Raw genomic sequence first — 13,144 nt, 5'->3', positions numbered from 1 at the left:
GTCGGTGCCGCACGTGCTGTGTCCCGACACCGCCTTCCACGCGGGGCTGCCCGCCGCCGCCGCGACCTACGCCCTGCCCGCCGAGTGGCGGCGCCGGTGGGGGCTGCGCCGTTACGGCTTCCACGGACTGTCGTACGCCTGGGCGGCCCGGCGGGCGGCCGAACTGCTCGGCCGGCCGGCCGAGGAGGTCGATCTGGTCCTCACGCATCTCGGCGGCGGCTGCTCGGTCTGCGCCGTACGGAACGGCCGCAGCGTGGACACCTCGATGGGATTCACGCCGCTGGAGGGCGTGCCGATGAGCAAGCGGTCGGGCAGCGTCGATCCCGGCATGCTCCTGTGGCTGCTGTCCGGTTCACGCCTCACGCTGGAGGAGTTGCGCGACGGGCTGGAGCACGACTCCGGCCTGCTCGGGCTCTCCGGCGGCCTGTCCGGCGACACCCGCGACCTGGTCGCCTCGGCCGACGAGGCCGCGGCGCTGGCGCTCGACGTGTTCGCCTACCGGGTCGGCCGGGAGATCGCCGCCGCGACCGCCGCTCTCGACCGGCTCGACGCGGTGGTGTTCACCGGCGAGATCGGCTGGGACCAGCCGGAGGTGCGCGAGGCGGTGTGCGCCAGGCTGTCGCTGCTCGGCGTGGAGCCGCCCGCGGTGACCGACGCCGACCGGGACCTCGTCGTCAGCCCGCCGGGCGCCCGCGTGCCGGTCCTCGTCGTACGGCCCCGAGAGGAGCTCCAGGTCGCCCGGGAGACCCTCGCCGCGCTGGGCCGTGCCGGTGAAGCCGGACGGCCGTAGAATCCGCGGACATGCGCATCTTCACCGTGGACTCCTTCACCGACCGGCCTTTCCGGGGCAATCCCGCCGCGGTCTGCCTGCTCGACGACACCGTGCCGGACGAGTGGATGCAGGCGGTGGCCGCCGAGATGCGCCATTCGGAGACGGCCTTCGTGCTGCCGCAGGACGACGGGCCGCGCTCGCTGCGCTGGTTCACCCCCGCGGTCGAGGTCGCGCTGTGCGGGCACGCCACCCTGGCCACCGCGCACGTCCTCTACTCCCTGGGCGAGTCCGGGCGGCTGGAGTTCGCCACGAAGAGCGGCGTGCTCGCCACCGAGCAGGCGGGCGATGGCCTGATCACGATGGACTTCCCCGCGAACGCGGCCGCGCCGTGCCCGCCGCCGGACGGCCTCGCCGAGGCCCTGGGCGTCGCCCCGCTGTGGACCGGGCGCAGCCGGTTCGACGTCCTGGTCGAGGTCGGGTCGGCCGACGAGGTGCGGGCCGCCGAGCCCGACATGACGCGGCTGGCCGAGGTCGAAGCCAGGGGCGTCATCGTCACGGCGTCCGGCGAGGGCACCTCCGCCGACTACGTCTCCCGGTTCTTCGGGCCCCGCGTGGGCGTGCCGGAGGACCCGGTCACCGGCTCGGCCCACTGCGTGCTCGCGCCGTACTGGTCGGCCAGGTTCGGCCGTGACACGCTCGTCGGGGAACAGCTGTCGCAGCGCGGCGGGACCGTGCGCACGACCCTGCGCGGCGACCGGGTCGAACTCGGCGGGCAGGCGGTGACCATCTGGTCCGGCGAGCTGGAGGTCTGACCTCGCTTCCGGTCACGATCTGACCGTGCGCAGAGCCCGGGCCCAGGGCACGAGCTTGTCGAGCATGCGCCCCACGGCGTCCTCCTGATGGGCGCCGGGCCGGAAACGGGAGAAGTCCTCGAAGTCGTCCCGTAGGGAGAGAGCGACCTGCGGACCCACGCCGGCCACTCCGGGCGTGGCGAGAATCTGGCGCAGGTGCTCGATGGCGCGCGTGCCGCCGTTCAGGCCGTAGCCCACGAATCCGGCGGCCTTGTCCGCCCACTCGGCGTACAGGAAGTCGATCGCGGTCTTGAGCACGCCCGACGTCGAGCGGTTGTACTCAGGGGTCACGAAGACGAACGCGTCGAGCGCGGCGATCGCCTGCGACCACCTCTTGGTATGGGGGTGCTCGTAGTGGCCGGTACCGGCGGGCTGCGGCTCGTCGAGGTGCGGCAGCGCGTAGGTTTCGAGGTCGACCAGCGCGTAGTCGGCGTCGCCGCGCTTGACCGCCAGGTCGTGGACCCAGCGCGCGACCGCCTCCCCGTTGCGGCCCGGACGGGTGCTGCCGATGATGACACCTACTTTGATCATGCGAATGGTCCCTTTCCCGTGGGCGAGGGGGCTCGGCGCCGGGCCCGATGCCGACAACTCTAGGAAGCGGCCGGGAGAAGACCAATGCGTCTGGATATGCCATTTATACGCGAGAGTCTTGCCGACTAGACTCGCCGCATGGATGTCCTGAGCGACGTCATCGCCATCATGCGTACGGGCCGTCCGCGCTCCGCGCGCGTGTCGTGGCGGGCGCCCTGGGGACAGCGATTTCCGGCCGAGCCCGGCTCGGCCACCTTCCAGGTGGTCATGCGGGGGTCCTGCTGGTTCCTCCCGCCGGAGGGCGACCCCGTCGCGCTGAGCGTGGGAGACGTGGTGTTCCTCCCCGGGGGCGACGGGTACGGCCTGGCCGACAGCCCCACGACGCCCCTGGCCGAGCCCGTCTGCGACCCCTACCGGGACATGGGCGTGATCAACACGACCCTCGGCGGCGCCGGAGCGGAGACGGTCACGCTCTGCTGCGGATACCGGCTCGACCCGGCCAGGAGCCATCCGAGCCTGCGGTCGCTGCCGGACGTGATCCACCTGCCCGCCCGGCTCGGCCGTCACCCCGAGCTGCGGGCCGCGGTCGACCTGCTCGCCCGGGAGATCGAGACCCCCAGCCTGGGCGCCGACACCGTGGTCTCGTCCCTGCTCGACATCCTGCAGCTCTACATCCTGCGCGCGTGGTTCGAGGCCGAGGGGGCGCACTGCACCGGGCGGGGCTGGGCCGCCGCCCTCGCCGACCCTGCCGTCGGCGCCGCCCTCGACGCCATCCACCGTGACCCCGCCCGTCCCTGGACCGTCCAGTCGCTCGGGGAGCGGGCCGGCCTGTCCCGCGCCGCCTTCTCCCGGCGCTTCACCGACCTCGTCGGCAGGCCGCCCCTGACCTATCTCACCTGGTGGCGGCTGTCCACCGCGGCCCGCCTCCTGCAGGAGACCGACGTCTCGGTGGCGGAGGTGGCCAGGCGCGTCGGGTACGGCTCGGAGTTCGCGTTCGGCAACGCGTTCAAACGCGAACACGGCATCTCCCCGGGCAGATACCGCCGGGTGGTCTGCGCCCCCGCCTCCTGAGCGCCGTTCCCCGTCAGGGAGTCGCCACGGCGAGTGCCGCCTCGATCCGCCAGACGGCGATGATCGCCCCGAGCGCCAGCAGCCGAACGAGGTCGGCGTCGGACCGGCCGCCCCCGGCCTCCCGCCAGGCGGCGACGTCGGCGTCGGTCACCCGGTACGGCGCGAGGGCGGCCAGCAACGCGAGCCGGGCCGCCGGTCGCTCCGCGGGCGCGACCTCCGCCAGCGGACCGGACGGCCCGCCGGACAGCGCCCCACCGGATAAGGCCCCACCGGACAGGACAGGGTGCGCGCCGTCCCAGGAGGCCACGACCTCCACGACCACCCTCCCGGCCGTGCCGCCCAGGAGGGCGGCCCCCTCCCCCGCCGTGGCGTGCAGCGCGGCGAACGCCGTTCCGGCCGGCGTGCCCACCCCCCACGCCGGGACCCTGCCCGACGGCAGCCCCCGCAGCAGGGGCAGCGCCTCGCCCTGCGGCAGCCTGCGGCGTACCGTCCTGGACAGGGCCCTGCCACCCAGGTTGCGGACGAGCCGGGACCGCTGCAGGCCGGCGGGCAGGAGATCGGCGGTCAGCAGCGACGACACCATCCGGTTGATGAAGTGGAAGGCGAGGGCCGTGCCGACGTACTCGGCCGCCTGATCGGGCGGGCACGGCGGCGCCTGTCCGGCCGTCGCCGTGCCGGTGGCCCAGGCGAACAGCCGCGCGTGCTCCGGATCGGACGGCGTCTCCCCGCGCGCCACGTTCTCGGCGAGCCGGTGCTCGCCGGTCGCGTGCAGGAGCATGGCGTGCGCGTCCACGCAGAAGGGGCACTTGTTGGCGAGCGAGATCCCGGCGGCGACGACCTCCTTGGCCGCTCTCGGGGCCTGCCCGGCGAGCAGCGACTCGCGCAGCACGGCCCAGGTGGGCGCCAGCACGTCCGGAGCCGGGGACAGCGTCATGAACAGCGGCATGCGGGCCATGCCGAAATCCCGGGCGATCTGGTCGTAGACCTCGGCCACCCTGCCGGTCGCCGCCTCCCTGGGCACCGGGGTCACGTAGCGGTACGGCGTGGGCATGCTGGCCTCCCCATCGGTCGTGCTCTCATGCGGCCCGATCCTGCCGGTCGCCGCCGTCCCGGTCGTCGTACGGCGGAAGGCGTTCCACGCCGCTCCCATGCACGGCGGGAGGCGGCCGCCGTACTACGGCGGGAGTAGCGCGGGATCGGTCCGCCGGGAGGAGGCGGTGCGAATCGGTCACGGTTTACGCTTCGCACATGCACGGCGATCGCGCACGGCAGGCCTCCCCCGGCCCGCCCGTCTTCCCGGATCAGAAGGCGTCGCCTGACACCGACGTGGTCGCACCGGCTCCGCCGGACAGCCGGACGGGTGCCAGGCGCCTCCCCCGGACCTACGCCGCGGACGCCGCGCTCGCGGGCGTCGTGGCGGCGCTGCTCGCGGGCGCGACCCTGCTGCCCGGCGCGCCGAGCGGCCCGGCTCGGGTGGGGGTGGTGGGCTACCTGCTCCTGACGGGCGGGTCCGCCGCCCTGGCCGTGCGGCGGACGGCGCCGGTGACCGCACTCGTCGTCTCGGCGGCCTGCATGCTGGCCTACGCCCTGCGAGTGCCCCCCGAGACCGCGACCGCGGTCCCCGTGATGATCACCGTCTTCTCCGCCGCGAACGCCGGCCGGCGCGTGTGGGCGGCGTCGGTGAGCGCGGTCTACCTCGCCGGTGTCCTGCTCGTGGAGTTGTCGGACCTCGGCACGCGGACCCCGCGCGAGGTGGTGGACCGGGTCGGCCTGCTGCTCGGCTGGTTCGTCGCCGCCAGCGTGGCGGGGGTCGTCTCACGGCAGCGCCGGGCCTACCTGCGCCAGGCCGAGCAGCGCGCCATCGAGGCGGAGCGCACCCGCGAGGAGGCCGCGCTGCGCCGGGCCGGCGAGGAGCGGCTGCGCATCGCCAGGGAGCTGCACGACTCGCTCACCCACAGCATCTCCATCATCAAGGTGCAGGCCGGGGTGGCCGCCCATCTGGCGCGCAAGCGGGGAGAGGACGTGCCGCCGGCGCTGCTGGCCATCCAGGACGCGAGCGCGGACGCCATGCGGGAGCTGCGCGCGACGCTGGAGGTGCTGCGCGAGCCCGGCGCCGACGACGCGCCCGGCACGGCCAGAACCGACCGGATCGGCGAGCTGGTCGAGCGGGCGCGGTCGGCGGGCGTGCCGGCGACGCTGGCGGTCACCGGCACGCCCCGCGCCCTGCCGCCCGAGGTCGACCTCGCCGCCTACCGGATCGTGCAGGAGGCGCTCACCAACGTGGCGCGGCACGCGGGCCCCGCCTCGGCGTCGGTGCACGTCGGCTACCGGCCCGGCGTCCTCGTCGTACGCGTCGAGGACGACGGCCGGGGCCTGCCCGGCGGACCGTCCGCCCCGGAGCGGCCCGGCCCGGAGCGGTCCGGTGCGGCGCGCACGGGCGTGGGTCTCACCGGCATGCGGGAGCGGGTGTCCGCGCTCGGCGGGCGGCTCCAGGCCGGGCCGGGCCCGGACGGCGGATTCACCGTCCACGCCGAGCTGCCCCTCACCGGCGTCACCGGCGAGTCGCGCGTCGAGGAGGGTGCGGCGTGATCAGGGTGCTGCTCGTGGACGACCAGGCGCTCATCCGGGCCGGGTTCCGGGCGCTGCTCGACGCCGAGGAGGGCATCGAGGTGATCGGCGAGGCGGGCGACGGCGCCCAGGGCCTGGCGCTGGCCGAGCGGCACGTGCCCGACGTCGCGCTCGTGGACATCCAGATGCCCGTCATGGACGGCATCGAGACGACCCGCCGCATCGCCGCCGACCCCCGCCTGGCCGCGACGCGGGTGGTGATGCTGACCAACTACGGGCTCGACCGGTACGTGTTCGACGCGCTGCGGGCGGGCGCGAGCGGGTTCCTGCTCAAGGACACCGAACCCGTGGAGCTCCTCCAGGCCATCAGGGTCGCGGCGCGCGGCGACGCCCTGCTGTCCCCGGCCGTCACCCGCACGCTGATCAGCGAGTACGTCTCCCGCCCGCCGGACGCCGTGCCCACGGCCGCCCTGGAGGAACTCACGAACCGCGAACGGGAGGTCGTCGCCCTGGTCGCGCGCGGCCTCACCAACGAGGAGATCGCCGCGCACATGGTGATCAGCCCGTTCACCGCCAAGACCCACGTCAGCAGGGCGATGACGAAGCTGGGCGCGCGGGACCGCGCCCAGCTCGTCGTGTTCGCCTACGAATCCGGCCTGGTGGTCGCCCGGGGTTCCGTCAGGCCACGCTGAGCGTGCTCAGGCGTGTCGCGCACGCAGGCGGGCCGCCGCTTCGACGACGCCTGCGAGCGCGGCCTCGACCTGCTCGTACGAGCGGGTCTTCAGCCCGCAGTCGGGGTTCACCCAGAGCCGCTCGGCCGGCACCGCCCGCAGCGCCTCCGTGAGCAGGCCCTCGACCTCGTCGGCGCCCGGGACGCGCGGCGAGTGGATGTCGTACACCCCAGGTCCGAGCCCCCGGGAGAAGTCGCCGGCCGCGCCGAGCAGCCGCCCCCGCGAGCGGGCCGACTCGATGCTCGTGACGTCGGCGTCGAGGCCGTCGATCGCGGCGAGGATCTGGTCGGCGTCCGAGTAGCACAGGTGCGTGTGGATCTGCGTGCGCCCGCTCGCGCCCGAGGTCGCCCATCGGTAGGCCGCGACGGCCCACTCCAGGTAGGCGTCCTGCTCGGCACGCCGCAGCGGCACCAGTTCCCGCAGGGCCGGCTCGTCGACCTGGATGACGCTGATGCCCGCCTCCTCCAGGTCGCCCACCTCCTCACGTACGGCGTCGGCGACCTGGAACACCACCTCGCGCAGCGGCAGGTCGTCGCGGACGAACGACCACGCCACGATGGTCACCGGGCCGGTCAGCATGCCCTTGACCGGCTTGCTCGTGAGCGACTGCGCGTACCGCGCCCAGCGGACGGTGATCGGCTCGGGCCGCCGTACGTCGCCGTGCAGGATGGGCGGGCGGGTGCAACGCGAGCCGTACGACTGGACCCAGCCGTGCCGGGTGACGGCGAAGCCGTCGAGGTGCTCGGCGAAATACTGCACCATGTCGTTGCGCTCGGGCTCGCCGTGCACGAGGACGTCCAGCCCGAGCCGCTCCTGCAGCGCGATCACCCGCTCGATCTCCGTGCGGACCACGCTCTCGTACGCCGCCTCGCCGATCTCCCCCGCCGCCAGCGCGGCCCGCGCCCGGCGCAGTTCGCCCGTCTGGGGGAACGAGCCGATCGTGGTGACCGGGAGAAGCGGCAGCTTGAGGTGCTCGGCCTGCGCCGCCGCGCGTACGGGGTAGGGGGCACGGCCCTGCGCGGTCCGGTGTCCGGACGCCTGTGCACGGCCCTGGACGGCGGACCGTCCGGACACTTCACGGCCGGGTGCGTGATGGCGGGGTGAATGCTTGCGGGGCGCGGAGGCGAGCAGGCCCGCCAGCTCGACCACCTCGGCGACCTTCTGCTCGGCGAACGCCAGCCGCTCCCGCAGCGCGGGATCGAGGCCGGTCTCCCGCTCCACGTCGTACGGCACGTGCAGCAGCGAGCACGACGTGCCCACCGTCACCCGGCCGGCGCGCTCCCGCACGGCCAGCAGCGTGGCCAGCGCCCGGTCCTGGTCGGTGCGCCACACGTCGCGGCCCGACACCACCCCGGCGACGACCGTCTTGCCGGCCAGTGCGTCCGCGCCGTCAGCCGTGCCGCGGACGAGGTCCAGGGCGACGGCCTCGACCGGCGTCGCGGCCAGCACCGGCAGCGCGTCGCCGAGATCCCCGAAGTAGGAGGCGACCAGCAGCGCGGGCCGGTTCTCCAGCCGTCCCAGCCGCCCGTACGCCGCCTCGACCGCGGCCAGCTCGGCGGGGGTGCGGTCGGCGACCAGGGCGGGTTCGTCGAGCTGCACCCAGGCGACGCCCTCCGCGGCCAGCTCGGCGAGCAGCCGCGCGTACACCTCGACGACGTCGTTCAGCCGGTCGAGCGGGACGAACCCGTCGGAGCTGCCCGGCGCGGCCTGCGCCAGCAGCAGGAACGTCACCGGCCCGACGACCACAGGCCGGGTCTCCAGCCCCAGGGCGCGAGCCTCGCGCACCTCGGCCAGCGGCTTGCCGGCGTCGAGGGCGAAGACCGTCTCCGGGCCGATCTCCGGGACGATGTAGTGGTAGTTGGTGTCGAACCACTTGGTCATGCGCAGCGGGGGGATTCCCTCGGCGCCACGGGCCATCGCGAAATAGGTCGTCAGGTCGTCGTCCTGCCGGTGACGCGCGGGCACCGCGCCCAGCAGCACCGCCGTGTCGAGGACCTGGTCGTAGTAGGAGAACGTGTTCGACGGCAGTCCCTCCAGGCCCAGCGCGGCGAGCCGCCGCCAGGTGTCCTCCCGCAGACGCCGCGCCGTGCCTTCCAGATCCGCCCGGCTCGTGCGCCCCTCCCAGTACGACTCCAGCGCCCGCTTCAACTCCCGATCCGGGCCGATCCTCGGATACCCCAGCACGGTGGACGCGGGAAAAGACGACGTCATCACGACTCCTCGTTCGTCAGACAGGACGCTTTGCATCCTCTCCGCGCCCGAGTCGGTCGGGCCGGATCCATTGCCCGTGCTTATGGATCACCGCACTGCCACCTTGATAAGCCGCGGGCATCCATAAACAGCGGACGACCGCGAGGTCAGCGGGGGGCGTCCATGCGCTGGGTGCCGATGACCGACAGCAGCCGCAGCGCCTCCTCGGACGGCGAACCGGGGACGGCCGTGTAGATCACCACCTGCTGGTCGCGGTCGCTGATGTCGAGGACGTCGCAGTTGACGGTGACCGGGCCGACCATCGGGTGGCGGAAGGTCTTGCACAGCGTGGGCCCGCTCCCCACGTCGTGGGACTCCCACAACCGCGCGAACTCCGCGCTCTTCGCGAGGAGCTCGTCCACCAGCTCGGTCACCTCGGGCGAGTCGGGGTAGCGGGCGGCGGCGGCACGCAGACGCCGGGCCGCGTGGCGGGCGAACTCCTCGGCGTCGGAGACCCCGTACAACCGCCGCCCCTCGCGATGCGGTCCGAGGAACACGCGGCGCACCAGGTTGCGGTCGCGCGGCGGCAGGGCGGAGAAGTCCTCCATGAGAGCGGCGGCCAGGTCGTTCCAGGCGAGCACCTCGAGCGTCGCGGACGTCACGAACGCGGCGGTCTGCGGCAGCCTCCGCAGCAGATCCAGGATGCTCTGCCGCACCTCGCGCGGGGGCCCCGGCGGCGGGGCGGGCGGGGCGCCCGCGAGGTGGTGGAGGTGGGCGCGCTCGGCGTCCGACAGGCGCAGGGCCCGGGCCAGCCCGGCCAGCACCTCGCGTGACGGGCGCGGGCCGCGGGCCTGTTCCAGCCGGGTGTAGTACTCGGCCGAGATGAACGCCAGCTGCGCCACCTCCTCACGGCGCAGCCCCGGAGTCCGGCGCCGGGGTCCGGCGGGCAGTCCCACGTCGGCGGGGGTGATCCGCTCGCGCCTGCTGCGCAGGAATCCGGCCAGTTCTCGTCGGTCCATACCTCCAGTGTGACCCGGACGCGCCGGCGATCCAGGTACCGCCGGTGCCTGGATGCGCCGCGCCCACCGGCGAAGGCTGAGTGCCATGGACAACACATCGACCACTGAGACGCTCACCCCCGCCGCGGGCCTGCTGGCCGGCAAGGTCGCCTTCGTCAGCGGCGCCGGACGCGGTATCGGAGCCGCGGCGGCGCGGCTGTTCGCCCGGGAGGGCGCCCGGGTGCTGCTCGCGGCCCGGACGCAGGCCCAGCTGAAGGCGGTGACCGAGGAGATCCGGGCCGCGGGCGGCACCGCGGACCATGTCGTGTGCGACCTGGCCGACGCGGCGAGCGTGCGCGCCGCCGTGAGCCGCGCGGTGGACCTGTACGGCCGGCTCGACGTCGCCTTCAACAACGGGGCGGCGATCCAGCGGCCCGGCCCGATGGACCGGATGCCGGAGGCCGACTTCGACCACATCTACGCCGTGAACCTCAAGGGCGTCTGGCAGGCCATGGTCGCCGAGGTGGAGGCGATCCGGGCCACCGCCGGCACGGGCGCCATCGTCAACAACTCGTCCGTCGGCAGCCTGCGGGGCAACCCCGAGCTGCCGGCCTACGGTGCGATGAAGCGGGCGGTCAACAGCCTCACCGAGTCGGCCGCCGTCACCTACGGCCCCGAAGGCATCCGCGTCAACGCGATCGCCCCCGGCAACACGCTCACCGACATGATCCGCGAATGGGAGGAGGACTCTCCCGGCCTCCAGGAGCGGCTCACGGCGCAGACACCGCTGCGCCGTGCGGCCGACCCGGCCGAAATCGCCGAGGCCGCCGCCTGGCTGCTGAGCGACCGCTCGTCCTTCGTGACCGGCACCGTCCTGCGGGTCGACGGCGGAGCCCGCGCCTGAGCCGCGTCAGCCCGCGTCGTACGCGGCCGCGACCCGTTTGGGCACGACCATGCGCCAGGCGTCGACGACGAGCTCCCGCATCTCGGCCTCGTCGATCGCCGCCATCCTGACCCGGACCCACTGGTAGCGCTCGTCCGAGGGCAGAGGCATGAGGAACTTCTCCGGCTCGGAGGCCACGAGGGCCGCCCGCTCCTCCTTGGGGAACGCGAAGCCCATCAGGGTCTCGTCCGGCGAGACGGAGGCGTAGACGATGCCTCTGACCCGGAACTTCACGTGGTCGCGCACCAGCGCCTCCTCGGTGCGGGGCAGTGGCAGCGCGACCCGCCGTACGTCGTCGACCGTGACCATCACAAGCCTTCCTCGAAGCGGACGGCCTTCGCCGTAGCCGGCCGTGAGAGAGCGAACACCGGCACGGGCGAACCGTAGCCGCGGCCACCGACATTCCGGCCGGCGTCCCCCCGCGGACGACCTCCCGGAGAAAATCCGTGGCCCGGGTCGCTCGGCGAGTGCCAGACTCCTCTCGGTGATCGATCCTCGACTGACGGGCCGGGTGGCACTGGTCACCGGGGCCAACCAGGGCATCGGCGCGGCAACCGCAGTCGCGCTCGCCGCCTGCGGAGCAGCGGTCCTCCTCACCTACAAGCGCCTCGATCCCGCCGAGCACGCCGGCGATCCGGCCTTCCCCGAGGCCTACGGCAGGCTGCGGGCGCGGGACGCCCAGGAGGTCGTGACCCGGATCCGGTGGGAGGGCGGCCGGGCCGAACAGGTGGAGGCCGACCTCGCGCGCGCCGACGCGGTCGGCGAACTGTTCGACCGGGCGGAGGCGGCCTTCGGGCCGGTGGAGATCCTGGTCAACAATGCCAGCGGCTGGCTGGCCGACACCTTCCTTCCCGACGCCCGGGACCGCTTCGGGCGGGCGCTGCGTCCGGTGGACGCCGACTCTCACGACCGGCAGTTCGCCGTGGACGTGCGCGCACCGGCCCTGCTGATCGCGGAGTTCGCCCGCCGCCATGTGCGGCGCGGCGCCACGTGGGGGCGGATCATCGGGCTCACCTCCGGCGGGCCCGCGGGATTCCCCGAGGAGGTGTCCTACGGCGCGGCCAAGGCGGCGCAGGAGAACTACACCATGTCGGCCGCCGCCGAACTCGGCCGCTACGGCATCACGGCGAACATGCTCCGCCCGCCCGCCACCGACACCGGCTGGGTCACCCCGGCGGTCGAGGAGGCCGTCCGCGCGGCCGGCCCGCTGGGGCACATCGGCACGCCGGAGGAGGTGGCCGAGGTGATCGTCTTCCTGGCCTCACACCAGGCCCGTCGCGTCACCGGGCAGGTCATCTCCATGTCCTGACCGCGAATGGGCTCATGGGACGCCGGCTCACGGGCGCCGGGCGGCGGCCAGGAACATGGGGACGGCGAGGAAGAGCCTGTCCCGCCGCGCGCGGCCGGTCTGCTCCGCGATCCAGTCGTCGGCCTGCCCTCGGGTGACCGCGCCCGCGGCGTACGCGCCCTCGGCGATGCCGGTGACCATCGGCAGGAACGAACCATCCGTGAAGATCCCCGTACGGACCTCTACGGTGATGTCCGCGAAGCCCGCGTCCAGCAGGAGGGTGCGATGGCGGCGGGCCGCGTGCGGGCTGGGGACGGTGTCCGCCCGCGCCCGCACCATGACCCGCGTGAGCGCGGGGTCGTCCGAGTCGACGACGAACGTGTCCCAGTCCTGCCCCAGCAGCACGATCCGCCCGCCCGGAGCGAGCACCCGCCATGCCTCGGCCACCGCACGCGCCGGGTCGGCCAGGCCGTGGTAGACCTTGTCGGCCCGATAACCGGCCAGTTCGCCGTCCTCGAACGGCAGGTCGCAGGCGTCCGCCTGGCGGAACTCCAGGCCGGGATGCCGGGACCGCGCGACCGCCACGGCGTGCCCGTCCACGTCCAGGCCGATCGGTCGCGCGCCCAGGGCGGCCATCTCGGCGACGGCGAGTCCGAGGCCGCAGCCGACGTCCACCACTCGGCTCCCGGCGGCGAGAGCGAGAAGTTCGTAGGAGCGCGCACGCAGCGCCTCCTGGTCCGGATGCCGGTCCACGCGGTCGAGCAGGGCGAAAAGGGATTGGTTCGACATGAAGGACAGCGTCCAACCTAATGTCGGCATGAAGTCAAGCGCGACCATCGGCATCGGCGAGGCGGCCGCCCGGTTCGGTCTCGCGACGCACGTCCTGCGGCACTGGGAGTACGTGGGACTGCTGACCCCCTCCCGCGTCGCGGGCGACCGGCCGGCGCGACTCATCGGCGCCCTAGGGCGGCGTCCCGGTCTCGACGGCCCGGCACCGTACGGAGAGTGATGACGATCGCGGCGATCCACAGCAGGGCCGACAGGGCGCCGGCCCACCGCAGACCCGAGGTGAACCTCTCGACGTCGGCGGGATCCCGCACGACGGCGCCGAGGACGGCGACCCCGAGGGCGCCGGCCGCCTGACGCGCGGTGTTGTTGACGCCGGAGGACTGGCCGGGGGGGGACGGGGGTCCCGCGCGCA

General features: G+C 74.1%; 14 protein-coding genes and 1 pseudogene. 8 read left to right on the top strand and 7 right to left on the bottom strand.

The features are described from left to right. The coding region (locus tag AB0J39_RS32925) for an acetate kinase (protein WP_363471912.1) at positions 1 to 790 on the top strand (790 nt) is incomplete at its 5' end. A gap of 11 nt (positions 791 to 801) precedes the next feature. Beyond that, positions 802 to 1,584 (top strand): PhzF family phenazine biosynthesis protein, encoded by a 783-nt coding sequence (locus AB0J39_RS32920; RefSeq protein ID WP_363471910.1) that lies wholly within the window; start codon positions 802 to 804, stop codon positions 1,582 to 1,584. 12 nt (positions 1,585 to 1,596) lie between these two features. Here the strand turns inward: AB0J39_RS32920 and AB0J39_RS32915 are convergent, their stop codons facing one another. After that, on the bottom strand, positions 1,597 to 2,154 hold the full coding sequence (locus tag AB0J39_RS32915; RefSeq protein WP_363471909.1) for an NAD(P)H-dependent oxidoreductase: 558 nt from the start codon (positions 2,152 to 2,154) through the stop codon (positions 1,597 to 1,599). Between the two features lie 138 nt (positions 2,155 to 2,292). Here AB0J39_RS32915 and AB0J39_RS32910 point away from each other — a divergent pair, with 138 nt between their 5' ends. Next, on the top strand, positions 2,293 to 3,225 hold the full coding sequence (locus AB0J39_RS32910; protein WP_363471907.1) for an AraC family transcriptional regulator: 933 nt from the start codon (positions 2,293 to 2,295) through the stop codon (positions 3,223 to 3,225). Positions 3,226 to 3,238: 13 nt separating this feature from the next. Here AB0J39_RS32910 and AB0J39_RS32905 read toward each other — a convergent pair whose 3' ends face one another. Next, positions 3,239 to 4,276, bottom strand: a complete 1,038-nt coding sequence (locus AB0J39_RS32905) for a carboxymuconolactone decarboxylase family protein (protein WP_363471905.1) — start codon at positions 4,274 to 4,276, stop codon at positions 3,239 to 3,241. Between the two features lie 197 nt (positions 4,277 to 4,473). Here AB0J39_RS32905 and AB0J39_RS32900 point away from each other — a divergent pair, with 197 nt between their 5' ends. Both AB0J39_RS32900 and AB0J39_RS32895 read left to right on the top strand, forming a co-directional pair. Further along, positions 4,474 to 5,814: a sensor histidine kinase gene (locus tag AB0J39_RS32900; RefSeq protein WP_363471903.1), complete on the top strand. Its 1,341-nt coding sequence runs from the start codon at positions 4,474 to 4,476 to the stop codon at positions 5,812 to 5,814. Further along, positions 5,811 to 6,485 carry a response regulator transcription factor gene (locus AB0J39_RS32895; RefSeq protein ID WP_363471902.1) on the top strand — a complete coding sequence of 225 codons (675 nt, stop codon included), beginning with the start codon at positions 5,811 to 5,813 and terminating at the stop codon, positions 6,483 to 6,485. The genes AB0J39_RS32900 and AB0J39_RS32895 overlap by 4 nt, the downstream gene beginning before the upstream one ends. A gap of 6 nt (positions 6,486 to 6,491) precedes the next feature. Here AB0J39_RS32895 and metE read toward each other — a convergent pair whose 3' ends face one another. Together metE and AB0J39_RS32885 are read right to left on the bottom strand one after the other, a co-directional pair. Then, on the bottom strand, positions 6,492 to 8,735 hold the full coding sequence (metE, locus tag AB0J39_RS32890) for a 5-methyltetrahydropteroyltriglutamate--homocysteine S-methyltransferase (protein WP_363471900.1): 2,244 nt from the start codon (positions 8,733 to 8,735) through the stop codon (positions 6,492 to 6,494). A 146-nt stretch (positions 8,736 to 8,881) separates the two neighbouring features. Further along, a complete protein-coding gene (locus AB0J39_RS32885; RefSeq protein ID WP_363471899.1) occupies positions 8,882 to 9,733 on the bottom strand; it encodes a helix-turn-helix transcriptional regulator in 852 nt (283 codons plus the stop codon). An 85-nt stretch (positions 9,734 to 9,818) separates the two neighbouring features. Here AB0J39_RS32885 and AB0J39_RS32880 point away from each other — a divergent pair, with 85 nt between their 5' ends. Further along, positions 9,819 to 10,616, top strand: coding sequence for a glucose 1-dehydrogenase (locus AB0J39_RS32880; RefSeq protein WP_363471898.1), 798 nt, complete (start codon positions 9,819 to 9,821; stop codon positions 10,614 to 10,616). A gap of 6 nt (positions 10,617 to 10,622) precedes the next feature. Here AB0J39_RS32880 and AB0J39_RS32875 read toward each other — a convergent pair whose 3' ends face one another. Continuing rightward, entirely contained in the window at positions 10,623 to 10,964 is a 342-nt protein-coding gene (locus tag AB0J39_RS32875; protein ID WP_363471896.1) for an MmcQ/YjbR family DNA-binding protein, read from the bottom strand. Between the two features lie 175 nt (positions 10,965 to 11,139). Here AB0J39_RS32875 and AB0J39_RS32870 point away from each other — a divergent pair, with 175 nt between their 5' ends. Then, the gene (locus AB0J39_RS32870) at positions 11,140 to 11,964 is read left to right on the top strand and encodes an SDR family oxidoreductase (RefSeq protein ID WP_363471894.1); all 825 of its coding nucleotides are present in this window, start codon (positions 11,140 to 11,142) and stop codon (positions 11,962 to 11,964) included. Positions 11,965 to 11,991: 27 nt separating this feature from the next. On the opposite strand, the gene AB0J39_RS32865 is transcribed toward AB0J39_RS32870, so the two are convergent. Further along, a complete protein-coding gene (locus AB0J39_RS32865) occupies positions 11,992 to 12,732 on the bottom strand; it encodes a methyltransferase domain-containing protein (protein WP_363471892.1) in 741 nt (246 codons plus the stop codon). Here AB0J39_RS32865 and AB0J39_RS32860 point away from each other — a divergent pair. Further along, on the top strand, positions 12,731 to 12,952 hold the full coding sequence (locus tag AB0J39_RS32860; protein ID WP_363471891.1) for a MerR family DNA-binding transcriptional regulator: 222 nt from the start codon (positions 12,731 to 12,733) through the stop codon (positions 12,950 to 12,952). The two genes, AB0J39_RS32865 and AB0J39_RS32860, sit on opposite strands and share 2 nt — an antisense overlap. On the opposite strand, the pseudogene AB0J39_RS32855 reads toward AB0J39_RS32860, so the two are convergent. After that, positions 12,894 to 13,144, bottom strand: a pseudogene (locus AB0J39_RS32855) (hypothetical protein); the annotation flags it as partial. The gene AB0J39_RS32860 and the pseudogene AB0J39_RS32855 sit on opposite strands and share 59 nt — an antisense overlap.

Source organism: Microbispora sp. NPDC049633 (assembly GCF_040675265.1).
Lineage (GTDB): Bacteria > Actinomycetota > Actinomycetes > Streptosporangiales > Streptosporangiaceae > Microbispora > Microbispora maris.
The sequence above is the reverse complement of the archived record's forward strand: the minus strand, read 5'-3'. Positions and strand labels throughout refer to the sequence as shown.